The organism is Algoriphagus sp. 10J20-15 (assembly GCF_055809615.1).
Genome location: NZ_JBVVUG010000045.1, coordinates 226,446 through 248,287 on the forward strand (window position 1 = coordinate 226,446; position 21,842 = coordinate 248,287).

The following is a 21,842-nucleotide window of genomic DNA, read 5'->3' on the forward strand; positions in this document are numbered from 1 at the left end:
TAATATATTTATATACATGGGTTTTCAAAGAAAAAGCTGATATGTTCTAGGTGTTTTATTGCTTTTCTCAGGGTGGAAAACATAATTGACAATTTACGTCGGAGTAAAATGTTTATTTTTCAATCATCTTTATGTTTATAAAAGCAACATTTATATCTTAGCTGATGTTAAAAGAATCTACTATGGAAAATCAAGAGAAGATCAGCATCACTACCAAGACTTTGGCTTCAGGAAATTGCCAAGTGAAATTTTTTATTGAAGACGAGATTAAACCACAATACGGCTATTTGCTTGTGAATGGTCCAAAGCCTGTTGGGGAAATCATTGAAGAGATCAAACAGCGTATGGAGCGCAAGAAGAAGTGCTGCGATGAACATGAATCCATTTTTCCCAATTCCGGCTAGTCCAGAAGATCATAACTTTTATTTGTACTCAGCATGAAAAACCTTGCTTCCAACCTCCGGTTTTTGCGAAAGCAAAAAGGTATCACCCAAAATGAGTTGGCAGATCAATTAGATGTGCAGCGTACTATGATCTCAGCCTATGAAGATGGGAGGTCTGAACCAAAGTTATTGACGCTTGGAAAGCTATGTGACATCTTGGAGGTGGGAATGGAAGAGCTTCTAAATCATGATATTGAGAGTCTGGGGAGAAAGGCAATACAGAAGCGAGGAATCAATATTTTGACGATTGCATGTGACGAAGACGAAAAAGAGAATATCACGCTGGTAGGGCAGAAGGCATCAGCTGGGTATCTAAATGGATTTGCCGATACGGAATACATGGAGAGCTTGCCTCAGTTTTCAGATTCCAACATTATCTAAGCAGGCTACCTATCGTGCGTTTGAGCTAGCGGGAGATTCCATGCTTCCTTTGACTTCAGGCACCATAGTTATCGGTGCGTATGTCGACCAGTTGAAAGATATCAAAAGTGGCAAAACCTATGTGCTCGTGACAGATACAGAAGGTGTAGTCTATAAGCGCGTGTTCAATTACCTGAGCGATAATGGCAAACTATTCTTGGTTTCTGACAATGAGCAGTACAAACCCTACGAGGTGAAAGGTGAGGATGTTGTCGAAGTATGGGAAGCGAAGGCCTTTATCAGTACTGATTTTCCAAATCCTGGTGACAAGAAAAAGCCATTAAGTTTGGAAGACCTTGGAGAAATGATCTCAGATACTCGGGCAGACCTCAGGACGCTAAAAGGATAAGCGTTAAATAAATATTCTAAGGTTTTGAAAGAGAATCTCGGAGAAACTAGTGCATGGATAGTTTAATAGCACAATTGCCTACTTCTGTTGTATTCCAACTTACATAGTAATTTCCATTAGGAATAATTTCCAAATGCCCAGAGCCATTCGCAGTACATGTTCCTTGATTTGGACAGCCAATTATTCCAGTTATAGAATAGGGTTGAGTGCCTTGTTTTAATCCTGAAATCAAATATTCATTTCCCACAGGAGTGAATATTTTGCCTCCAATATTTATTTTCAGATCTAATGCACAACCATAATCATCTCCAGTATATATCACATATATACTGGTTAGTGATTCCTCTGGTTCATCCAAAAATTCATCATCATAAACAGTTTCTGAACCATTAAGTCCATCTTGATATCCATCTTGAAACTCCTCACTGCTGATCATTACAATCATCAGCACTACAAAAATCCCAAGTACCCAAAGGTAATTTCTTCCCCACCAGCTTTTCTTAGGTCTTGGAATTGGGGTAGGATTGTATGGGAATTGACCAGCAGGTTTCTTCTTTCTAGGGATAAGTTTCGCAAGTGCTTCCACTAGCACTCCCAAATCATATTTCCATCGGGTGATTGATATTTCAAAAGTTTGTAAGTCTGCAAGTTCTTTTAGTTCATCAGGCAACTGATCCGCAGTGGGTCTAGAAGCACCCTTCAGCAACAAAGGAATCACTCGGGTATCCGGTTTCGCAAGTGCAGGACACTTACTTCTCTTCTGACCCCAGTCTTTTTTTCTTTGAAAAAGTCTGGTAACTCCAGTTTGGTCAGGATCACCAAACCAGTCTGGGCCTATGGCCACCAGCACGACTTTGCTTTCCTTTAGTGCTTTATCTATCGCGTCGGCGAAGCGAATTTCAGGCTCAAGATTTTCTATGTCTAAGAAAACAGCATCTTCACCAAATTCTTGTTCTAGCGTTTCCCTGATTCGATGACAATCACTTTGTGTGTCGGAATGTCTGTGGCTGAGAAAAATTTTATTCTTTTCCATAAAAAAACCTGATTCTGTTTAGCTAAAGTTAAACGAATCAGGCTTTTAAATGCAATTTGCAGAATGTTTTTATTCCTCTATCAGGTTTTCAAATCCATCTTTTATTCTTCCAACAGCATCAAATGAGTTGTCAATGTTGATAACCCCTTTTCCTAACTCATGCCAATACCCATCTCCGCATTCGATGTATTCACCTCGTTTTGTTCCAGCAGTTTCTTTGGCTATCTCATAGTTGTAATCTGGAGAAAAGACGAGTTTCAGTAATTGAACGGCATATTCCCAGTTGATTGTTCTGGATTCATTTTTCAGCGTGAATACTGCCTCACGAGTGGAGAAATTCATGGTAATTGAGCAATCATTACTTCCTTCGTTGGTCACTTGACGGTAATTCACTGTCAAAGGAGCTTCCTTCTTAGAAGTCTCGTAAATAGCCTGAATCACATCCTGAGCAAGCATTTGCCAGGGCTTCCTGCTCAACAGGAGCTTTTGATGAGGCCCAGGTTTACCGTTTTCTAATGCTGAAAGAACGATCCCGCCTTCTTCTAGATGCCTTCCGCTCCACTTAGTTTTTCGAATTCAATTGAAACTACTTTTTTCCAGACATAATATCAAGTTTGCCCTTGAAGCTGAAATCATCATTAGCAGTAAATCCTTCATCTAAAATCTCATCTTCGGTCAAGTCCTCTCTATCAGTATAGTGTAGCTCTAATTCTGCGATTAATTCAGATGTGCTCCAGTCCAAGGACAATCTATACACATGACTATATGGTGGCGGAATTACTCCTGAATCAAATTCAATTACAACTCCGCTTGTGTGGTCGTTACTCTTTTTCATGTGTTAATAATTTGATTTTTTAGGGCACATGGAATCTCGCAAGATGGGTAAGTCTACCTGCATGCGATTTTCTTCGTAATGCTCGATTTCATCACTGCAAAAGTAGGTCTTTTAGATTAAAAAAGATTTAGCGTAGATCAATTTCGAACCGGGTGGTCTTACTTGCCGTAACTTTCTGATTACATTTTTCAAAAGAAGGAACTCCAAAAAGCAAGCTTGGATTATTAGAAAAGCCAAAAGGGTCTATGGGGTAGCCGATCTTGTTTTTCCTGATTTTCCCATCTTCGTCATGGTCATGAAAAACTGTTATCGCATAGTTTCCAGCGGGTACATTAGGGATAGTTTGCTTAGCTGTTCCGTTCTTGAGTTGAAGAGTCACTATTTTTAGGGCATCATCCAAAGACTCTGGCCAGCCTTTTTCTTGGTTAAAAATGAGTAGCTGAATAACGCCTTCGTCACTGGACGTTTCAGAGATTACCAACTCAATCGTACCATACGATTCTTGGCTTGGATTGAAATTGAAAAGAAATAAAAGGCTTAGAATTGCCAGCTTCATAAATTTTCTATGGTTTTAGGTCTGTTTATTTTCCCGGTGTTCGTTCTTGAAAACGAGGAGATGACAAAAGTGTTTTTCGGGATTTCATATTTGTTCATGACTTTCTTTAGCGCTTTTAGAAGTTGCTGACTTACTTCCTTGTTGATATTAGTTGACTCTACTGCCAAACATAATTTTTCACCTAGTATTACATCTTTCATTCCAAAAAAGAAAAATGAAGCAGTTGGGTAGAATTGATGAATGGTACTTTCAGCTTTTGATTCCAATAGTTCTGGATGAAGCTTGACTCCGCCTGAGTTGACGACAAAGTCAGCTCTTCCTAGCCATTTAAAAGAGTTTTGATGGATTAGCTCGACCAAATCATTTGTCTTGACTAATTCATTGTTACTCGAAGCCGATTTTACCCATAGGGCATTTCTTTCATCTACTCCAAATTCAACTCCTGAAAGAACGCGATAAATCAAATCTCCTTCTTCGATTTTTGCTACAGCGATGTGAGATACGGTTTCCGTCATACCATAGGTTTGGTAAGCTTCAATGCCGTTTTTAACCAGTTCATCTTTCAAAGAAAAACCAACAGGAGCGCCGCCAATTAGTAAGTTTTTTACAGCTCTAAGCTTCTCCAGCGAAGATTTTTCTCGAAGGCATGCTTCAACTTGAAGGGGAACCATCGCAACAAAATCGGGTATAGCTACAATTTCTGAAAGAGGATTTGACTTAGGTTCAGTTAACTCAATTTGACAACCCCAGACCATAGCACGAACGAGCATCATCTTCCCAGCGATATAGGATGGATCTAGGCAGCAAAGGAGTTTGGTGCTCTGATCTGTTTGAAAAAAAGCTTGCGTCCCTTTTGCACTTGCAATCATCTGAGCTCTTGTAATCTCAATTTTCTTTGGAATTCCAGTTGACCCTGAGGTTTGCTGTACAAAGCTTTCTTTCTCCGAAAACCAGTCATTACAGAATTTCAATGCACCTATCGCAAAGTCAGGTAAATCAGTAAATTCTTGGTCGAAATCCTCTTTTTTCTGATAAGTATGACTGCCGAAACTAAGTTGAAACATGTGAGATTATAGTGGTTTTTCCGAAGGTAGTAATCCTGGCTTCAAAATTCAGGGAAGCCTGTTATCTTGCAAAAGAATTAGATTTTTACCCAAATCGAAAGATATGAACTGGATCACAGCAAAAGAATACGAAGATATCACCTATAAGAAATGCGATGGCGTAGCTAGGATTGCCTTCAATCGTCCTGAGGTTAGAAATGCTTTTCGACCAAAAACTACTGCCGAATTATATGATGCATTTTACGATGCGCAAGAAGATACTTCCATTGGAGTAGTTTTACTGAGTGGAGAAGGTCCTTCAGCAAAAGACGGAGGTTGGGCATTTTGCTCTGGCGGAGATCAGAAAGCTAGAGGAAATCAAGGCTATGTGGGTGAAGATGGCTATCACCGGTTGAATATTTTGGAAGTTCAGCGCCTGATCCGTTTTATGCCAAAGGTTGTAATTGCCGTGGTACCCGGTTGGGCAGTAGGAGGAGGGCATTCCCTTCACGTAGTTTGTGATTTGACACTGGCAAGTAAAGAACATGCGATCTTTAAGCAAACTGATGCTGATGTGACCAGCTTTGATGGAGGCTATGGTTCAGCTTATCTGGCCAAAATGGTTGGGCAGAAGAAAGCACGTGAGATCTTCTTTTTAGGTAGAAACTATTCTGCTCAGGAAGCCTACGAAATGGGAATGGTGAATGCAGTGATTCCGCATGCTGAATTAGAGTCAACGGCTTACAAGTGGGCTCAGGAGATTTTAGCCAAGTCTCCAACTTCAATCAAAATGCTGAAGTTTGCGATGAACCTGACTGATGACGGCATGGTTGGCCAGCAGGTTTTTGCTGGAGAAGCAACGCGCTTGGCCTACGGAACAGAGGAAGCTAAGGAAGGTAGAAATGCTTTCTTGGAGAAGAGAAAGCCTGATTTTGGGAAGAATAAGTGGATACCGTAAAAAGTCTAAAGTGAAAAATCTAAAGTCTAAAGTCGGAGAATCAAGACATGGGAGCTAAGAATCGAGACCTGATTGGTTTTGATTCTTGGCTTTTTTATATCTAGTAGAATTTTAGGAAATCAATTCACTTATCAATAAGTCTTCATCTAGATCTTCCCAGTAAATTCCCTCTCCATCACCAATAAATCGCCAGTTATTTAATTCTGCGTCGGAGGCATTTTTGAGAGTAGGAAACCATTCTAATGGAATACTTATTTCTCTTCCATCTTCCATACTAATTTTCATTTTGCTATCGGAAAAGGAAAGGCTAGATGCTTGGTTTGATTTGAATTTAGTTAAAGTACTCATCCCATTTTTGATCAATTAGTAGAACGTTTAATTCAATTTATATACGGATTTCTGAAAACCTGACTTTTCCACATGAGTATGTTTCGGCAAATGTTCATTGCTGTAGAAGAAAAATCGATATCCATTTTCTCTAAGGACAGTAGGCATAGTGTGACAAATTACTCAATAATTGAATTCGTTACATATGAAATAGAATGAAAAAGCCCTTTCTGGATAATCCTGAAAGGGCTCATGATTATCTGAGTAGTAAAGCATCGGACATCCGACACCAAACATATTATCAAATCTCAATCTTTGCACCCAATACTTTCAGAAACTCTCGGATCCAAGCTGGATGACCTGGCCAAGCTGGGGATGTTACTAGGTTGCCATCGACGTAAGCATCTGTGGCTGGAATATCCTGAAACTCTCCACCAGCGATAGTTACCTCAGGGCCTACAGCTGGATATGCAGTCAGCTTTCTACCTTTTACAACTCCCGCCGCAGTTAAAATCTGGATACCATGACAAACAGCTGCTACTGGTTTGTTGGTGTCAAAGAAGTGCTTCACGATCTCAAGAAGTTTCTTGTTCAATCTCAAGTATTCCGGTGCGCGTCCACCTGCGATTGCCAGGCCTACATAGTCATCCACGTCAACTTGATCAAAAGAATAGCTCAGCATAAAGTTGTGGCCTGGCTTTTCAGTATAAGTCAGATCTCCTTCGAAGTCATGAATCGCCGTTTTGATTGTTTCGCCTTTTTTCTTTCCTGGACAAACAGAATGTACTTCATAGCCTACCATTTCCAGCATTTGTACTGGAACCATAGTTTCATAATCTTCAGCAAAATCCCCAGTCAGGAATAATATCTTTTTCATCGTTTTGAAATTTTGTTGGTTTGAAAAATAGGTAGAGAATCTACCTTTTAATAGTTAGCTCAATTTAAGAAAATGATATTGCATTGAGATTAATCTTTAGTTAAGTTTTGCTAATCAAATCAGGGTTGTGGGTCAGGAAATGAAAGCGATTTTTTAGCTCTCGATTTTCTGTGCAACTTATCAATCCAAACCTTATATTACTTTCATGAAACATCTCGAAACTACCTACAAAACCCATGATGGCATAGAACTTTATCTCCAGGCTTGGATGGTAGACGTTCCCAAGGCTTCATTATTGCTAGTCCATGGTTTAGGAGAGCATAGTTCGAGGTATTTGCATCTAGTGGAAAAACTGAATGCGTCAGGTGTTTCGGTTTTTACTTTTGATGGAAGAGGGCATGGAAAATCTGTGAAAGGTGATCCCACAGCCTTTTTTGAATCCTATGAAGATTATTTGAGAGACATAGATTCCCTTTTTGGAAAGGTGAAAAGCTACGTGCCTGGAGTTCCTGCTTTCATTTATGGGCATAGTATGGGCGGAGGATTGGTGGCGGCTTATGTCCTAAAATATAATCCAGATACAAAAGGAATAATATTGAGTTCCCCTGCGATAAAAGAGGCAGAGGGCACCTCTAAAATCCTGATTGCTATGTCTAGTGTGATCAGCAAGTACTTTCCCAAATTGAAAGCGCTGAAACTCGACGCCCAAAAAATTTCCAGAATTCCTGCGGAAGTAGAAAAGTATTTGAATGATCCATTGGTTTACACAGATGCTGTTCCCGCCAGAACCGGATATGAACTGCTTCAAATGATGCGGTTTATTCAAGCAAACGCCTCAAAATTCAAATTGCCAGTTTTACTAATCCACGGTTCTGATGATGGGCTTACTAATCTAAAGGGTTCAGAATTGCTCTATGAAAAAGCTACTTCAGCAGATAAAACGCTAAAAGTTTTTCCAGGAGGATTTCATGAATTGATCAATGATTTGGATAGGGAGGAAGTCATTAAGCTGATCGTAGCTTGGATTGGGAGTCGTTTTATTGACCCTTACTCAAAGGGTTAAATTTCGGCTAGTAATCCGTTAATATCCAATTGTCTGGTGTACATCTGAATACTTCCATCTGGATTCAATGGCCATTCTTCACGAGGCCTATCACAATACAATTCCACGCCATTTTCATCTGGGTCGTCAAGATAAATTGCTTCAGAAACGCCGTGATCAGCAGCACCTGTTAGCGGATACTTTTCATCGAGTAGTCTTTTCAAAAGAACAGCAAGATCCCGTCTTGTTGGCAGCAAAATAGCCGTATGAAAAAGTCCCGCCGTGTTCTTCGGAGCGGGTTTTCCACCTTTACTCTGCCAAGTATTCAGTCAATATGATGATGATATCCTCCAGCAGAAATAAATGCTGCATCCTGTCCGTACATGGTGACCAATTCAAAGCCTAGCAAACCCTGATAGAAATCAAGAGAACGTTGAAGATCGGAAACCTTAAGATGAATATGACCTATGCGGGTGGCGGCGGGTATGGTGTAATCATTCATAAATTTGAAGTTTGAGATTTGAAATTAACCGAACTAGTTAACGATTAGTGCCTATTTCCGAGGAAATTTCAAATCTCAAAACAATAATTTCAAATTCTATATCCCCGGAGCATTTGGAAATTGAAGACTTTTGTAATATTCCAAATCTCCCTCAGGTTGCTCTATGTCAGTTGGAAATGGACGATTAGAGAAGGTTTGGAAGTATAGTAAGCAAGCGTTTCTCCACCATTCAGCTTCCTTTTTCTGAACTTCCAAAAGTTGTCGCACATGTTCAAACTCAGCTGGATCAATTTCCGATTCCAGACTTGCCCAAATTTCCTGCATTTTCCTTACTTTTTTTACCCCTCTGTCGTAGTGATAGGCGATTCCTTCCCAAAGTGTGTTTCCGTCTTTTAGCTCGAAATCCCAGGGAACATGGTGGAACCACAGCAAGTATTTCTCAGGGATCTGATGTGGATCTGACCATGCTTTAGCGACCTCAGGAGCGTATTGATCAAGGGCTCCACTTCCTGCAGTGGTTCTGTCAAATCCAATTCCCAAGCTATCGGCATTATGATAATATGGGGCAGTCCAATCAGCTCTGCCGCCCATCACCCAAGGTCCAGGTCCATAATGATGGCTTCTGCCCATAATATGGTGCAAACCAAGAGGAGTCATATAATCCACAGCTGCTTCATGAGACGAAAGCATGATATCTTCAATTTTTGACAGCACATCGGGGTTTGTGCCAAATGTCAGTTTGATCCATTCATCTGCGATTTGCTTGGATTCCAGATTTGGATCCCACGCCTGTCGTCCAAAAGCATACCAGTTTGACTGTCCAAATAAATGACCAGTCCAGTTTCGATCTGTTCCAATATTGGAAACTCCAGCGATTAAGGTCAGTTTCTGACCGCTTTCTTTTCCTTCCAATATACTTGCAATTGTCGAGTTAGGAGTTGGGCGAAAGGTTTTCGTTTTGAGCACTTCTTCCCACATAGGAGCGAGGTACACAAGATTGGTAGCTTGACCCAAGTATTCCTGAGTGATCTGGAATTCCATGCCTACATTGGTTTTGTTAATCGCACCATAAAGTGGGTGAACAGGCTCTCGCGGTTGGAAATCTATCGCGCCGTTTTTGATTTGAATGATCACATTGTCTTTGAATTTTCCATCCAAAGGCTCAAATTCATTATTTGCCTGCATGTGTCTGTCCACATCATCTTCGTGTGAATAGACAAAAGCTCTCCATATTAAAACTCCTCCGGGAGGCGCTAGTGCATCAGCCAGCATATTTGCTCCTTCGGCATGATTTCTTCCATATTCATGCGGACCGGGTTGTCCTTCGGAATTTGCTTTGACCAGAAATCCTCCGAAATCCGGAATAAAAGAATAGATCTCATCGGTCTTCTTTTTCCAGAAAGCAATCACTTCTGGGTCCAATGGATCAGCTGTCTTCAGACCATCGAGTTGAATCGGTGCGGAGAATCGGGCGGTAAGAAAAACTTTGATGCCATATGGTCTGAAAATATCTGCCAACACCTTCACTTTTTTCATGAAATCGGTGGTCAAAATCAAGGCATTTGCATTCACATTGGTCAGCGAAACTGCATTGATTCCAATGGAAGCATTTGCCCGGGCGTAGTCAGTATAGCGTGGATCAACGTAGCCTGAAGCTTATGCCAATCCCAAATAGAAAATCCTGCATAGCCTCTTTCTACGGTGCGATCCAAGTTGTCCCAATGGTTTAACATTCTAAGTTTAATCTTCGGACTGTCAGTTATTTCTATGGACTTATCGAAAGTTGTACTTTGAATAGAATTTAGCCAATTACAGACTCCATAAAGTGCTCCGATAGGTTGGTTTCCCACGATGGCATAAAAGGATTTTCCATCTAGTTCTATTTGGCCTCTCCAGTATCCTTCGCTTCCTAATTCCTTGATTTGGGTTTGTTGATCAAGAGATAAGACCTGCGAAAGTTGCTCTCGTGTACCTATCCAAAGCTTTGTGTTTTGCAATCGCTCTTTAGTGTAAATCGGACTTTTGCCAAGCATACTTTTGGAAGCTAGATTCAGCTCATTTCGTATGGCTTCGTAGGTCGGATTTTCCCCGAAAAAGTAGACTCCAGAGAGCAAAGGTTCGACTTGAGATTTTAATTGGGAATCGCTGATAGGCTGATAATCTAGCCAGAGTTTGTAGCCGTCGTTGGCTAGGGAAGAAACTGTAAAGCAGATCCAAAGTATGGCTGACAGATAAATAGGTTTGTACATAGGTTATGGGTTTGAGGTTAAAAGATCGAAAAATCATTGCTAAATCCAAGACTTTATTAAACATTGAACTGGTGAACTTGCTGCATTTATATCCGACAATATTCGTCAAAGCTTGAATTCAATAGTCTTGAAACTGACTTCCTTCCTTATCTTAGTTCCCTTACTTTTTCTATATGGATCAAAGACCCTTTATCATTTACAAATCCTCAGCGGGCTCTGGGAAAACCTACACGCTGACGCTGGAGTACCTCAAACTTGCCCTTAGGAGCCCGCATGCTTTCAAGCAAATCCTTGCTGTGACCTTTACCAATAAGGCTACACAGGAGATGAAAGAGCGGATCGTGGAAGAACTGAAACGCCTGCGGAATCAAGTGAATCCAGATGAAAAGATGGATTCTGAACTGATGAGCACCTTGAGAGTGGATGAAGCCGGCCTAAAACTATTGGCTCAGCAGACGCTCACTGCGATTCTTCATGATTATGGAAGATTCTCTGTGAGTACCATCGATAGTTTCTTCCAAAAAGTGGTGCGAGCCTTTGCCCGGGAGATTGACCTAAATGCCAAATTTGATGTGGAATTGGATCAAACTGCAGTTTTGGAGCGCGTGGTGGATCGGGTAGTAATGCTTGTAATGGAGGATGAATTTCTGCACAAGTGGTTGGTGGACTATGCCTACGAGCAAATCCAAAATGGAAAATCCTGGGACATTAGACGAAATATCCGGGGCTTAGGTCAGCAGATTTTTCAGGAAGATTTTAAAAAATATGCTCCTGAAATCAAGGAGTTTCTGAAGGATAAAGAAAATATCACTTTACTACAGTCTTTTGTAAGGGAGCGTAAAAATGAGATTGTCAACTTAGCAAAAGAGTTAGGTAAGCAAGCGGAAGCTATTCGCATTGCAAATGGATTGGAATGGTCGGATTTTAATCGAGGCTTTATCAAAATATTGGACAAGCTTGGTGATCGAAGCAATCCCCTTCCCGAGCTTACACCCGCGACATTAGCTAAAATAGACAATCCCGCAAGCTGGCATACCAAAACAAGTAAGCAAACGGATGCTATTCTATCTGCCTACGATCAAGGTTTAAATCAGATTTTCCACCAAATTTTGGTTCTTACAGGTAAGTGGAATACACTTCAGGCCATTGCAAAGAACAGCTATGTCTATGGGGTTTTTAGGAATCTTCTAGACGAACTTACGCTAATCAAAGACGAGGAAAATATTCTACTTATTTCCGATGCAAATGAATTTCTAAAGGAAATCACCAAAGGAAATGATACGCCTTTCATCTATGAGAAAGTCGGCAATCAGTACAAGAACTACCTGATTGATGAATTTCAGGATACCTCAGGTTTTCAATGGGATAGTTTCAAACCTCTGCTAGAAAATTCCCTTGGTCAAGGCCAAACCAATTTATTGGTAGGAGATGTAAAGCAATCGATCTATCGCTGGCGAGGTGGTGAGATGAAATTATTGCTTTCACAGGTGGAGGATGAAATTGGAAAGGAAAGCATACAATTGGAGAATCTGGACACGAATTCCCGCAGCCTTCCCAATATCATCAACTTCAATAATGCGGTTTTTAAGGCCTTGCCACGGGCAATGGAGCAGGTTTTGGGTTCAAGTTATGGAGTTGAAAATGCGCAAATTCTTTCTCAAGCTTATACCGATTCTTTTCAGAAAATTTCCCCTAAAAAGGAAAAGTCAGCTTTTAAGGGAAAGGTTAAACTGGAATTTATCGATCCCAAGGATGAAGAAGAGGTGGGTAAGTTCGATGAGATCGTTCTAGGAAAATTGCCTGAGCGGGTCATGGAGTTGCAGGATCATGGATATGAACTGGAGGATATCGCTTTTCTAGTGAGAACAAGATCAGAGGGTGAAGCGATAGCAGATTGCATGATGAGCTATGCGGCGGAGCATCCTGACACTGCATACCGCTTCGATGTACTTTCCGATGAGTCTATGTATTTAAATAAGTCGGCTTCAGTGAAAGCACTTGTTTCTGGCTTCAATTACTTGCACAATCCAGCCGATAAAGTTCAGTATAAAACCATGTGGTATTATCTGGCAGTGCTAATGGACGCTCCCGTAGATCACGAATTGTTTGCTTTGGAGAAGATGCCAGACTTTCTTGAAAAGCAGGTTAAGCAATTCCAGGAAAGAGGAAATTTTGATGCTTCAGTTGCCACTAATGGAGGCTTTAGAGGAGTTGATCAAAGTGCTTGGATTGATGGAGTTGGGCCTGAAAAAGGCTTATATCTCGGGATTTAAGGAGGCTGTATATGACTTCACAGCCAATAACAGGGCGGATTTGAGCGGTTTCTTGGAATGGTGGGAAACCAATCAGACTAAGCGCACCGTCAAAATCCCTGATGGTCATAATGCAATGCGAATTCTCACAATTCATAAGTCAAAAGGTCTGCAATTTAAGGTAGTTATGATGCCTTTCCTTAAGTGGACGATCTTTGATATTACGAAGGGCAATGTGGTGTGGTCACCATTTGAGGATAGAAAGAAAGGGCTCTCTGCTATTATTCCGTTGACATTAAGTGGGGATTTGGCGAATTCTGACTTCAGCGCTACTTACGCTGATGAAGCTACGATGGCCTATTTGGACAGCTTAAATATGCTATATGTGGCGCTAACAAGAGCAGAGGATGTCTTTTTTGGTTTTATACCATACAAGGAGAAAATTGGTTCGCAGAATTCAATCGAAGTTCAACTTCAACAATTAGTTCAATCTCATACTGGTTCAGAGGATAATTTAAGCTTGATTTCTCATTATGACTCAGAGTCAAAAGTGTTTGAGTTAGGCGAATGGCCTGTAAATCAAGTGAAATCAATACTTCCTAGAAAATCTCCGGAACTTCGATGGGCATATAAAAACTGGGCTGAAGTGCTTACGCTAAAGAAATATGCGGTTGATTTTTCGATGGAAGGAATGGAGCAGCGGAAGAAACAGAAGTTTGGCTTGATTGTGCATGAGATATTGGAATTGTCTGTCGACAAGGCTTCATCATTACAGAATTTGCAGTCATTCTATTTTGAAGGAAGATTGAACGAGGAGGAAAAACAGCTAGTCGAGCAGCAATTAGAGCATTTATTTATGGATTCACTTTTTGCTTCGCTGTTTGACACCAAAGGGATTTTATTGGCAGAACAGGGGATTCTTTTACCAGGAGGAAAGCAGAAAAGGCCAGATCGAATTATCCTAAATGAAAATGAAGCTGTGATCGTGGATTTTAAAACGGGTGAGGCTCAAAGTCGCTATGCCAATCAAGTGAGAGAATATATGGAATTGGTGTCAAAGCTATCACAGAAGCCAGCAAAGGGCTATTTATGTTATTTAGAAACAGGAGTAATCGAGGAAATCAATGCATAGTTTTTTAAGAAATACAGCCAAAGAAATCCTCGAAAGTGGAGTTGATCTGCAAAAGCTCACCGTAGTTTTGCCTAATAGGCGAGCAGGATTATTTTTCACTCAACACCTTGGGAGTCTGATCAGCGAACCCACGTGGATGCCTGAAGTGAAGACTATCGAAGAGATATTCTATGATCTAGCAGGAAACAGACCTGCTGATGATTTGACCTTAATTTTTGAATTGTATCGGGTATATCAGGATCTTAATCCAGAAGCCGAAACTTTCGATCGATTCTATTTCTGGGGAGAAATGATCCTGAAGGATTTCAATGATGTGGATCAGTTCATGGCGGATGCTGGTAAGCTCTACCATCATTTGTCTGAAATCAAGGAATTAGAGTCGGATTTGAGTTTTCTGACTGAGAGTCAAATTGCTTTGATTCGGCAATTTTGGGCATCATTTGTAAATCAGGATAGGGATCATCAGGAAAAGTTTTTGAAGTTCTGGCAATTGCTAAGTCCGCTTTACACTAGTTTTCAGGCTTCACTTGTAGTATCCGGTTTGGCTTATTCTGGGATGTTGTATAGAAAAGTTGCGGAGGGTTTGGAGAGCATTCCTCGACCTGAGAAAGTACATCATTTTGTGGGGTTTAATGCCTTCACAGGAACTGAAGAAGTCTTGATCAAACATTATATCACTGAATTTGAGGCAAAGATTTACTGGGATATTGATGCCTATTATTTAGAGGATAAAGTCCAAGAAGCAGGTTTGTTTTTCCGTGATTATCAAAAGGACAAGATCTTTGGACCAACTTTTCCGGAACACATTCCTACCCAGATTGATGATAGGAAGGCAAGGATCAAGACCTACGCAACTCCTCTGAAGACCAATCAGGCAAATTTGGTTGGTTCAATCCTAGAGAAGATTCCAGCTGGGGAAGCATGGGAAGAAACTGTGGTTATTTTGCCAGACGAGCAGATGCTCTTTCCTGTCCTTCACACATTGCCTGAGCAAGTCGATAAGGTGAACGTTACCATGGGTTATCCTGTGAAAAATGCGCCGGTTTACTCCTTTTTGGAAGCTGTGCTGGAGATGCAACGCTTCATCAAAGAAGAGGATGGGAAAGTATTGTTTTATCATACTGCAGTTAAAAATCTCCTAAGCTCCATTTATCTCAAAAGTGCAAATCCGGGATTTGCTGAGAACTTGATGGAAGAAATGCAGCTTTTGAACCAGATTCATGTTTCAGCAGAAAAGCTTCACAAAGGAGGTGGGTTGTTTCAATTGATCTTTCAAAAGTTGGAGAATGATTCTCTTTTTCCCTATCTGGCTAAGCTGATGGAAGCTTTGGCTGAGCGATTGAAGGATGAGCCTTTGCAGCGTTCTTATTCGTATCAATGCTTCAAGCAACTTACGAGATTACGTGAGATTTTTGCAGGTCAGGATATTCTTTCCATTAATAGAGAATTCTTTATTCGCCTTTTTCGTCAAATTTTTCGGGAGGTCAAATTGCCTTTTGAAGGTGAGCCACTTCAAGGTTTACAAATCATGCTGGGCGTGTTGGAATCCAGAAACCTTGACTTCAAGCGAGTGATCATTTGCAATATGAATGAGGATAGCTTTCCTCCTTCAGCAGGTCTGATTTTCCATGATTCCTTTTAATATTCGCAAAGCCTTTGGCTTGCCAGTGCAAGAGCAGAATGACTCTATTTATGCCTATACTTTCTATAGATTATTGCATAGTGCGGAGGAAGTTCATATGATTTATACTACAGCTTCGGATCAGGGAAAAGCAGGAGAAAAGAGCCGTTACATGCAGCAAATGGGTGTGGAGCTTGGAAGAGAGATGGAGGAAGAGGTTGTTTTCATACCCATCGATCAGAAATCTCCGGAAGCGATTACGATCCAAAAGGATTCTGAAGTTTTAGGTTTGCTGGACAGATATCTGCTCGATGAGCATGGACAATCGAAGACTTCATTTTCACCGTCTGCGCTAAGCGTATTTCTGGATTGTAGGCTGAAATTCTACCTTCAGTACCTGGCAAATATTCAGGAAAAGCAGGAGGTAAGTGAGGAGATTGATGCCGCTGTTTTCGGGAATCTTGCACATTTGAGCATGGAGATTTTGTATCAGGATTTTGCGAAGCGAAAGAATAGAACTTTGCTTGAAAAGACAGATTTCGATGAGTTGAGTAAGAATTGGGTGTTTCCGGCAATTGAAAAAGCCATACGCCAATTCTATCATTTAGAAGATGAAGTAGATACAAAACTTAATGGGCAAATGGCAATTGCGCGTGATGTGGCTGCAGAAATACCTGCATCAGATATTGAAAATTGATGAGGCTTCTGCGCCATTTAAGCTGATTTCTCTTGAGAAAGAGAAAAAATATACTGCAGGCCTGCCTATTGAAACCTCGGCTGGAACGCAGACGGTGTCTCTAAAAGGAATCATTGACCGTGTGGATGAGCATAACGGTTCTGTAAGGCTGATCGATTACAAATCAGGTCAGGACAATAAGACTTTCCCTGATGTGGAGTCACTTTTTGATCGTGAGCATAAGTCCCGAAATAAAGCAGCGATGCAAACGATGTTTTATGGATTGATCTATCAAGCTACAAATCCTAGCAATACCTTGCCTCTTAAACCTGCGATTTTCAATCTAAGGGAAATGTTTGGGGATGTATTTCAATTCCTATTTACAACAGAAACTGCCTTATAAGACAGGAATTGAAGTTGATGATTACAGACAATTTGAAGAAGATTATAGGGCAGGTCTTAAATCACTTTTGGAGGATATCTACAATCCTGAAATTCCATTTGACCAAACGGAAGATGTGAAGAAATGCGAGTACTGTCCGTATCGGGAGATTTGTGGTAGGTAGATTCTAAAACATCAATCCCGCACGAAGTACAAAACTTCTATATAAATTTTCAGTTTTTGACAAGGAGCTGAATCCAGGAGGTAGCTGGGTGGAGACGATGGTTTGAGCACCAGGTCCGGTCAAAATGCCTTGGAAATAGGAAATGTCCTGCCGCTTATATGCCACGCTAAGTGAAAGGGCAGAGTTTCCTTTTCGGGCTGGAAAGCTGAATCCTACCGAAGGGCTAAACATTAATCCTCCTCTATACCAGCTTTTGCTCCATTCAGTTTCTTCCCTTTTTTCCAGCATAGCCGAACCATAACCCAAATCTATCCCTCCAAAAATTTTCGGTTTACCTTCTTTTCCCAGAAATCCACGGTATCCAAATGCAAGCGGTAAAATAGCAATGCCATCATATTGATCCAGTCCTACCGAAAAACCAACCACATGACTTCGAGTGATCTTCATTCCATGATAGGTGAGGAGTGTTAAATCTGTCCGCTCTTCCTGATTTCCATCCCATTGTTCCTCACTTTTGCCAAATAAGATCCCAATTTCAGTTTGCCCGAAATATTTCTTCTCCTGAGCCAAACTTTTAAAACTCAGGAATAGTAAACCAATACATATGAGTTTAGCTTTTCGAAACATCTACCTATCAATAAAACTGGGTAGGATTTGTGACTTGGATACAGCTAAGTTTTTTCAGTTTAGCTGGATTGCTGTAGTCAAATTGGCATACGCCATCTGGGCCAATAACAATTAGGGATTTAGGCCCCGGAATCAAATCGACCGACTTTTGATCGGTCAAGAATTCAAGTTGATTTTGATCTATGTTCATAACATCAGTTGCATTGAAGCTTTTTAAACCGTGCGCACCTTCCGCTATGTAGAGAAAGTTTGCCTGCCAAACCTAAACCGTGAGGATTAAGCATAGGGTAAGATTTTTTTAGTGTTGGATTGTACAAGTCATTAATATCGATGACATGCAGTTCATCCACGCCATTGCATGCAGTTCCATTTCTGAGGGTTACAAAGGCGTAATCTTCATTAACCACGACTGGATCGCAGGCTTGTACGTGCTCATATACAGCCATTCGAGTAGGGGAATTAGGTGTATTCGCATCGTAAATATGCATACCTACATTTGATCCTATGAACAGTTTGTCCTGAAAAGGAAAAATAGTTTCTATTCCCCAGCCCAAATCAATAGGTTTTACAAAAGTGGGATTGGAAGCTGTTTTAACATCAAATACCCGTAAGGTCAGATTCGTCTACAGCGTAAAGATGCTCATTAGAAAGTGTGAATCTAGCCATGGATCCACCTGTACCATAACTTTGAGACGCTGCGGAGTAATTAGCAGAAAAGCTCATGCTGGAATTCATCAGCCAAAATTCTCCTCCCCAGTTTGGGTTTTCTGAAGTCAGTACGGTGTCCTTAAATGTGATAATTTCACCGGTTTGATGGTAATACATATGAGTAAAAACATCTTCTATCCTTTTGATAAGTTTAAATGTTTGCAATATTACTAATGTCAAAAGCCAACAAGTCGACGTAATTATCAGCATAAAGAATGTTACCGTTTACTGCTAAATCTACGTTACCTGCAATTGGAATAAAGCTTAAATTGATAGGGTTGGCAGGATTTTCATTATTCAGTATGTGAATACCTTTTGTGGGTTCGTTGATAAAAAGGTAATCTTGATAAATGTAGATTTTGCCAGGATTGTCCAACGGTTGGGCCGGCTCGGTAGTAATGACTCTTGCCCTGATATCGCTCATTTCGTAATAGACGGGCATCATTGTCCGATAAGTGTACGAAGAATTCATTTCATCATGGCAGGAAGAAAAAACAAAAACTGAAAGTAAGAAAATCGCGGAGGAGTAGAGGGATTTCATATAGTTCGAGTTTAGTGGTATAAAAGTATGTATTAGTCAGACGTATCAAAACAATAATGTGCTACATCGCTTGCGGATAAAAGATGATTTTTTTTTATAAGAGTCTAATTGCTAAATAAAACAATGACATCTTGTTATCAATCTCCTTTCCTAGTTTCTTGACTTGTATTGGAAGACTGCTGAGGCGAATAATAGTGTCAAGTTTATCAAACAATGACTCTTACTATTGGTATTTAATGGCCGTAAAACCATTAAGCGATCTCGTTGGTTGTTTTGGAAAGAGAGGTTCTCTTGTCTTGATTATAAACCTTTAATCATAATCTTGGCGCGTGTTTTTCAGTTTTCTATACCTTCACGCCTAGATAAAAGTCTGAATAATACCTATGAGAAAATATCTTATTCTGTTTGCAGTTTGTGCTATGAGTTTTTGGGGTTGTGACAAAAAGCAAGAAGATCCATTTGCAACTATAAAGCCTGATGAATCACGTTTCACGAAAATACCTCTTGCTGGGAATTTCAATGAACCTATGGAGATAGAGGTATTGGATAACGGTGATGTATTGATTATAGAGCGTCACGGTTTGCTTAAACTTTATCAGGAAGATTCTGGAGAAACAATTGTAGTAGGTGAACTAGACGTGTTTCCAGAACGTGAAGATGGTTTGATGGGGATGGCGAAAGATCCTAATTTTGCCGAGAATCACTGGCTATATCTTTATTATGCTCCGGCAAATGAAGCTGCACTAAATAGAATTTCCCGATTTGATTTCGTAGATAATCAGCTTGACTTAGCTTCTGAGGTTAAAATTTTAGATATCGATCTGTTCCAGAGGATGCTGCCACTCCGGTGGAGGATTGGAGTTTGATTCAGAAGGTAATTTATACCTCGGCATCGGTGATGACACTACTCCTTTCGAGTCTAGTAATTTCAATCCTATCGATGAGCGTCCTGATCAACCCAAAAATGTGGATGCCCAGCGAAGCTCGGGAAATACCAACGATTTGCGCGGAGCGATTCTTAGAATCAAGCCAAATCCTGAAGGTGGCTATTCTATTCCTGAAGGGAATTTATTTCCTGTAGGCACTCCAAAAACACGCCCTGAGATCTATGTCAAAGGAAACAGGAATCCCTTTAGATTTTCTATCGATAGCCATAATGGGAACTTGTTTTGGGGTGAAGTGGGGCCCGATGGTGCTGAGGATAAGGAAGGTCGAGGACCTAGAGGATATGATGAAATCAACGTAGCAACTGGTCCTGGCTATTACGGTTGGCCATATTTTGTAGGAAATAATTATGCGTATTGGAAATACGATTTTGAAACTGGAGAGAGCTTATTCCAATTCGATCCGAAAGCCCCTAAGAACACCTCTCCAAATAATAACGGAATGGAAATCCTTCCAGAAGCTCATCCTGCATTGATTTATTACCCATATGCTGAGTCTGAAGAATTTCCTATGCTTGGTCGAGGAGGTCGAAATGCCATGGCTGGTCAGGTATATTACCGTGAAGATTATGAAGATTCAGAAGTTAGATTTCCAGGATATTACAATGAAAAGTTATTTATCTATGATTGGATGAGAAACTGGATTTTCACAGTTAGTTTGACGGAGAATTTTGAATACGATACCATGGAGCGTTTCATGCCAGAAACACATTTTGAAAAGCCTATGGACATGCAGTTCGCCAAAGACGGGTCCTTATATGTGTTGGAATATGGTACTTTTTGGCGGGCAAATAACGATGATTCTGGATTGTATAGAATTGTTTTTTCCGAAGGAAATAGAAAGCCATACGTGCAAATCTCTGCAGACCAAACCCAAGGTGCTGCTCCTTTAACGGTGAATTTTTCTTCTGCAGGAACTCAGGATCCAGATACAGATGATAAGATTACCTATCAATGGGAATTCGGAGAAAATGGACTTACTTCCAATGAAGAGAATCCATCATACACGTTCGAATCAGCCGGTGTATATAAGGTGACTTTGACCGCGACAGATAAACAGGGAGAGGATGCAACTTCATTTTTGGAGATAAAGGTCGGAAATGAAGCACCTGTAGTGTCCATAGATTGGGCTGGAAACAAGAGCTTTTATTTTGGAAAGCAGGCCATCAATTATGCTGTGACTGCTAGTGATAAGGAAGATGGGCAAATTGACCCTTCACAAATTAAAGTCAGTATTGACTACTTGGAAGGTGGATACGATATTATTGAGATGGGGCATCGAAGAGGTGCTGAGTATAGGAGAAACGTACATCAATGAAGCTGGTTGCAAAGCTTGTCATGGCATTAGCAATCAATCTGTAGGGCCTGATTACACCTCAGTTTCGGAGAAATACAAAAATGATCCAGATGCAAAAACGTATCTAATCAACAAAGTTAGAAATGGAGGTTCCGGCGTTTGGGGAGATCAACTTATGCCTGGGCATTCTCATTTGGATGAAAAAATGGTGGGGCAAATGGTTGATTTTGTTTTGAGCATAGCGAATCCAAATGCTGTTTCTGGTTTGCCGGCATCGGGTAAATATCAGATTGAAAACACGGAAGATTCTGAAGGATTTTATTTGGTTCAAGCTTCCTATGAGGACCAAGGAGCAAATGGAATAAAGCCAATCAAAACTACTAATCAGCTGAAATTGAGAAATACTACTGTTTCTGCTTACAGTGCTGATGGCATTGAAAATGTGGCTAGGGCAAATCCTGAAGATGAACATTATGTGCAATTCACAGCAAATAATTCCTGGTTCGCTGTTTAGAAATATTGATCTCAATCAGATTAAGCAAATCACATTGGCTATCATGCCTGGAAATACCAAAGGGAAGCTTCAGGTCAGAGCTGGATCACCAGACGGTGAGTTGATTGCGGAATCCGGCATTTTAACCAAAGATTCTAGGCCTTCGTCAGGACCGCAAGTAGGTTGGTTTGCAGCTCCCTTTACTATTCCAGCTACGGATTACTTTGGGGATGTTTATTTCGTATATGTTACAGAAGAGCCAATATCTATATGGAGCACTTTTAATCTGAACACCTTAAAATTTGAGAAGTAAACGTAACAATATTCTTAGTTTATAGTTAATGGAGGTAA

General features: G+C 40.6%; 26 protein-coding genes and 3 pseudogenes. 14 read left to right on the forward strand and 15 right to left on the reverse strand.

What is annotated here, in order from left to right; genetic code table 11:
- Positions 1-182: 182 nt before the first annotated feature.
- Both AC0L6R_RS20760 and AC0L6R_RS20765 read left to right on the forward strand, forming a co-directional pair.
- On the forward strand, positions 183-404 hold the full coding sequence (locus AC0L6R_RS20760) for a hypothetical protein (protein WP_473272946.1): 222 nt from the start codon (positions 183-185) through the stop codon (positions 402-404).
- Positions 405-437: 33 nt separating this feature from the next.
- Positions 438-1,212, forward strand: a pseudogene (locus AC0L6R_RS20765) (XRE family transcriptional regulator).
- Positions 1,213-1,258: 46 nt separating this feature from the next.
- Here the strand turns inward: AC0L6R_RS20765 and AC0L6R_RS20770 are convergent.
- From AC0L6R_RS20770 to AC0L6R_RS20790, 5 genes are all read right to left on the reverse strand, one after another.
- Positions 1,259-2,245 (reverse strand): toll/interleukin-1 receptor domain-containing protein, encoded by a 987-nt coding sequence (locus tag AC0L6R_RS20770; RefSeq protein ID WP_473272947.1) that lies wholly within the window; start codon positions 2,243-2,245, stop codon positions 1,259-1,261.
- A gap of 69 nt (positions 2,246-2,314) precedes the next feature.
- Positions 2,315-2,722, reverse strand: coding sequence for a hypothetical protein (locus AC0L6R_RS20775; protein ID WP_473272948.1), 408 nt, complete (start codon positions 2,720-2,722; stop codon positions 2,315-2,317).
- A gap of 109 nt (positions 2,723-2,831) precedes the next feature.
- Positions 2,832-3,080 (reverse strand): hypothetical protein, encoded by a 249-nt coding sequence (locus AC0L6R_RS20780; protein WP_473272949.1) that lies wholly within the window; start codon positions 3,078-3,080, stop codon positions 2,832-2,834.
- A 127-nt stretch (positions 3,081-3,207) separates the two neighbouring features.
- A complete protein-coding gene (locus tag AC0L6R_RS20785; protein WP_473272950.1) occupies positions 3,208-3,636 on the reverse strand; it encodes a DUF2141 domain-containing protein in 429 nt (142 codons plus the stop codon).
- Positions 3,633-4,700, reverse strand: a complete 1,068-nt coding sequence (locus AC0L6R_RS20790; RefSeq protein ID WP_473272952.1) for an AMP-binding protein — start codon at positions 4,698-4,700, stop codon at positions 3,633-3,635. The genes AC0L6R_RS20785 and AC0L6R_RS20790 overlap by 4 nt, the downstream gene beginning before the upstream one ends.
- A gap of 103 nt (positions 4,701-4,803) precedes the next feature.
- Between AC0L6R_RS20790 and AC0L6R_RS20795 the strand changes: the two genes are divergently transcribed.
- A complete protein-coding gene (locus AC0L6R_RS20795) occupies positions 4,804-5,637 on the forward strand; it encodes a 1,4-dihydroxy-2-naphthoyl-CoA synthase (RefSeq protein ID WP_473272954.1) in 834 nt (277 codons plus the stop codon).
- Between the two features lie 111 nt (positions 5,638-5,748).
- On the opposite strand, the gene AC0L6R_RS20800 is transcribed toward AC0L6R_RS20795, so the two are convergent.
- The 3 genes from AC0L6R_RS20800 to AC0L6R_RS20810 form a co-directional block, all read right to left on the reverse strand.
- Entirely contained in the window at positions 5,749-5,985 is a 237-nt protein-coding gene (locus AC0L6R_RS20800; protein WP_473272955.1) for a DUF2442 domain-containing protein, read from the reverse strand.
- A gap of 27 nt (positions 5,986-6,012) precedes the next feature.
- Positions 6,013-6,132, reverse strand: coding sequence for a DUF4160 domain-containing protein (locus AC0L6R_RS20805; protein WP_283411404.1), 120 nt, complete (start codon positions 6,130-6,132; stop codon positions 6,013-6,015).
- A 133-nt stretch (positions 6,133-6,265) separates the two neighbouring features.
- Positions 6,266-6,841 (reverse strand): DJ-1/PfpI family protein, encoded by a 576-nt coding sequence (locus tag AC0L6R_RS20810; RefSeq protein WP_283411403.1) that lies wholly within the window; start codon positions 6,839-6,841, stop codon positions 6,266-6,268.
- Positions 6,842-7,046: 205 nt separating this feature from the next.
- On the opposite strand from AC0L6R_RS20810, the gene AC0L6R_RS20815 reads away from it, so the two are divergent.
- Positions 7,047-7,904 carry a lysophospholipase gene (locus tag AC0L6R_RS20815; protein WP_473272956.1) on the forward strand — a complete coding sequence of 286 codons (858 nt, stop codon included), beginning with the start codon at positions 7,047-7,049 and terminating at the stop codon, positions 7,902-7,904.
- Here the strand turns inward: AC0L6R_RS20815 and AC0L6R_RS20820 are convergent.
- From AC0L6R_RS20820 to AC0L6R_RS20830, 3 genes and pseudogenes are all read right to left on the reverse strand, one after another.
- Positions 7,901-8,385: pseudogene (locus tag AC0L6R_RS20820) on the reverse strand (VOC family protein). The gene AC0L6R_RS20815 and the pseudogene AC0L6R_RS20820 overlap by 4 nt on opposite strands.
- Positions 8,386-8,481: 96 nt before the next feature.
- The gene (locus AC0L6R_RS20825) at positions 8,482-9,297 is read right to left on the reverse strand and encodes a hypothetical protein (RefSeq protein WP_473273000.1); all 816 of its coding nucleotides are present in this window, start codon (positions 9,295-9,297) and stop codon (positions 8,482-8,484) included.
- Positions 9,283-10,634, reverse strand: a pseudogene (locus AC0L6R_RS20830) (alpha-glucuronidase family glycosyl hydrolase); the annotation flags it as partial. The gene AC0L6R_RS20825 and the pseudogene AC0L6R_RS20830, both read right to left, overlap by 15 nt.
- 173 nt (positions 10,635-10,807) lie before the next feature.
- On the opposite strand from AC0L6R_RS20830, the gene AC0L6R_RS20835 reads away from it, so the two are divergent.
- The 6 genes from AC0L6R_RS20835 to AC0L6R_RS20860 are packed head-to-tail and all read left to right on the forward strand — an operon-like array spanning position 10,808 to position 16,881.
- On the forward strand, positions 10,808-12,907 hold the full coding sequence (locus AC0L6R_RS20835; protein ID WP_473272957.1) for a UvrD-helicase domain-containing protein: 2,100 nt from the start codon (positions 10,808-10,810) through the stop codon (positions 12,905-12,907).
- Positions 12,828-14,018, forward strand: a complete 1,191-nt coding sequence (locus AC0L6R_RS20840) for a hypothetical protein (RefSeq protein ID WP_473272958.1) — start codon at positions 12,828-12,830, stop codon at positions 14,016-14,018. Before AC0L6R_RS20835 ends, AC0L6R_RS20840 begins: the two co-directional genes overlap by 80 nt.
- Positions 14,011-15,660 (forward strand): hypothetical protein, encoded by a 1,650-nt coding sequence (locus AC0L6R_RS20845; RefSeq protein ID WP_473272959.1) that lies wholly within the window; start codon positions 14,011-14,013, stop codon positions 15,658-15,660. The genes AC0L6R_RS20840 and AC0L6R_RS20845 overlap by 8 nt, the downstream gene beginning before the upstream one ends.
- Positions 15,647-16,336: a PD-(D/E)XK nuclease family protein gene (locus AC0L6R_RS20850; protein ID WP_473272960.1), complete on the forward strand. Its 690-nt coding sequence runs from the start codon at positions 15,647-15,649 to the stop codon at positions 16,334-16,336. The genes AC0L6R_RS20845 and AC0L6R_RS20850 overlap by 14 nt, the downstream gene beginning before the upstream one ends.
- Positions 16,296-16,718, forward strand: coding sequence for a PD-(D/E)XK nuclease family protein (locus tag AC0L6R_RS20855; RefSeq protein WP_473272961.1), 423 nt, complete (start codon positions 16,296-16,298; stop codon positions 16,716-16,718). The genes AC0L6R_RS20850 and AC0L6R_RS20855 overlap by 41 nt, the downstream gene beginning before the upstream one ends.
- Positions 16,678-16,881 (forward strand): PD-(D/E)XK nuclease family protein, encoded by a 204-nt coding sequence (locus tag AC0L6R_RS20860; RefSeq protein WP_473272962.1) that lies wholly within the window; start codon positions 16,678-16,680, stop codon positions 16,879-16,881. The genes AC0L6R_RS20855 and AC0L6R_RS20860 overlap by 41 nt, the downstream gene beginning before the upstream one ends.
- Positions 16,882-16,884: 3 nt before the next feature.
- Here AC0L6R_RS20860 and AC0L6R_RS20865 read toward each other — a convergent pair whose 3' ends face one another.
- From AC0L6R_RS20865 to AC0L6R_RS20880, 4 genes are all read right to left on the reverse strand, one after another.
- On the reverse strand, positions 16,885-17,508 hold the full coding sequence (locus tag AC0L6R_RS20865; RefSeq protein ID WP_473272963.1) for a hypothetical protein: 624 nt from the start codon (positions 17,506-17,508) through the stop codon (positions 16,885-16,887).
- A gap of 194 nt (positions 17,509-17,702) precedes the next feature.
- The gene (locus AC0L6R_RS20870) at positions 17,703-18,062 is read right to left on the reverse strand and encodes a hypothetical protein (RefSeq protein WP_473272965.1); all 360 of its coding nucleotides are present in this window, start codon (positions 18,060-18,062) and stop codon (positions 17,703-17,705) included.
- Positions 18,063-18,105: 43 nt separating this feature from the next.
- Positions 18,106-18,381, reverse strand: coding sequence for a hypothetical protein (locus AC0L6R_RS20875; protein WP_473272966.1), 276 nt, complete (start codon positions 18,379-18,381; stop codon positions 18,106-18,108).
- A complete protein-coding gene (locus tag AC0L6R_RS20880) occupies positions 18,368-18,757 on the reverse strand; it encodes a hypothetical protein (RefSeq protein ID WP_473272968.1) in 390 nt (129 codons plus the stop codon). Before AC0L6R_RS20880 ends, AC0L6R_RS20875 begins: the two co-directional genes overlap by 14 nt.
- Positions 18,758-19,140: 383 nt before the next feature.
- Between AC0L6R_RS20880 and AC0L6R_RS20885 the strand changes: the two genes are divergently transcribed.
- Genes AC0L6R_RS20885 through AC0L6R_RS20900 form a run of 4 tightly spaced genes read left to right on the forward strand, consistent with a single transcriptional unit; the run spans position 19,141 to position 21,804 of the window.
- The gene (locus AC0L6R_RS20885) at positions 19,141-19,623 is read left to right on the forward strand and encodes a PQQ-dependent sugar dehydrogenase (RefSeq protein WP_473272969.1); all 483 of its coding nucleotides are present in this window, start codon (positions 19,141-19,143) and stop codon (positions 19,621-19,623) included.
- Positions 19,613-21,019: a PQQ-dependent sugar dehydrogenase gene (locus AC0L6R_RS20890; RefSeq protein WP_473272970.1), complete on the forward strand. Its 1,407-nt coding sequence runs from the start codon at positions 19,613-19,615 to the stop codon at positions 21,017-21,019. Before AC0L6R_RS20885 ends, AC0L6R_RS20890 begins: the two co-directional genes overlap by 11 nt.
- Complete coding sequence (locus AC0L6R_RS20895; protein WP_473272971.1) at positions 20,952-21,512, forward strand: c-type cytochrome; 561 nt, start codon at positions 20,952-20,954, stop codon at positions 21,510-21,512. Before AC0L6R_RS20890 ends, AC0L6R_RS20895 begins: the two co-directional genes overlap by 68 nt.
- A complete protein-coding gene (locus AC0L6R_RS20900; RefSeq protein ID WP_473272972.1) occupies positions 21,472-21,804 on the forward strand; it encodes a hypothetical protein in 333 nt (110 codons plus the stop codon). Before AC0L6R_RS20895 ends, AC0L6R_RS20900 begins: the two co-directional genes overlap by 41 nt.
- Positions 21,805-21,842: the final 38 nt, after the last annotated feature.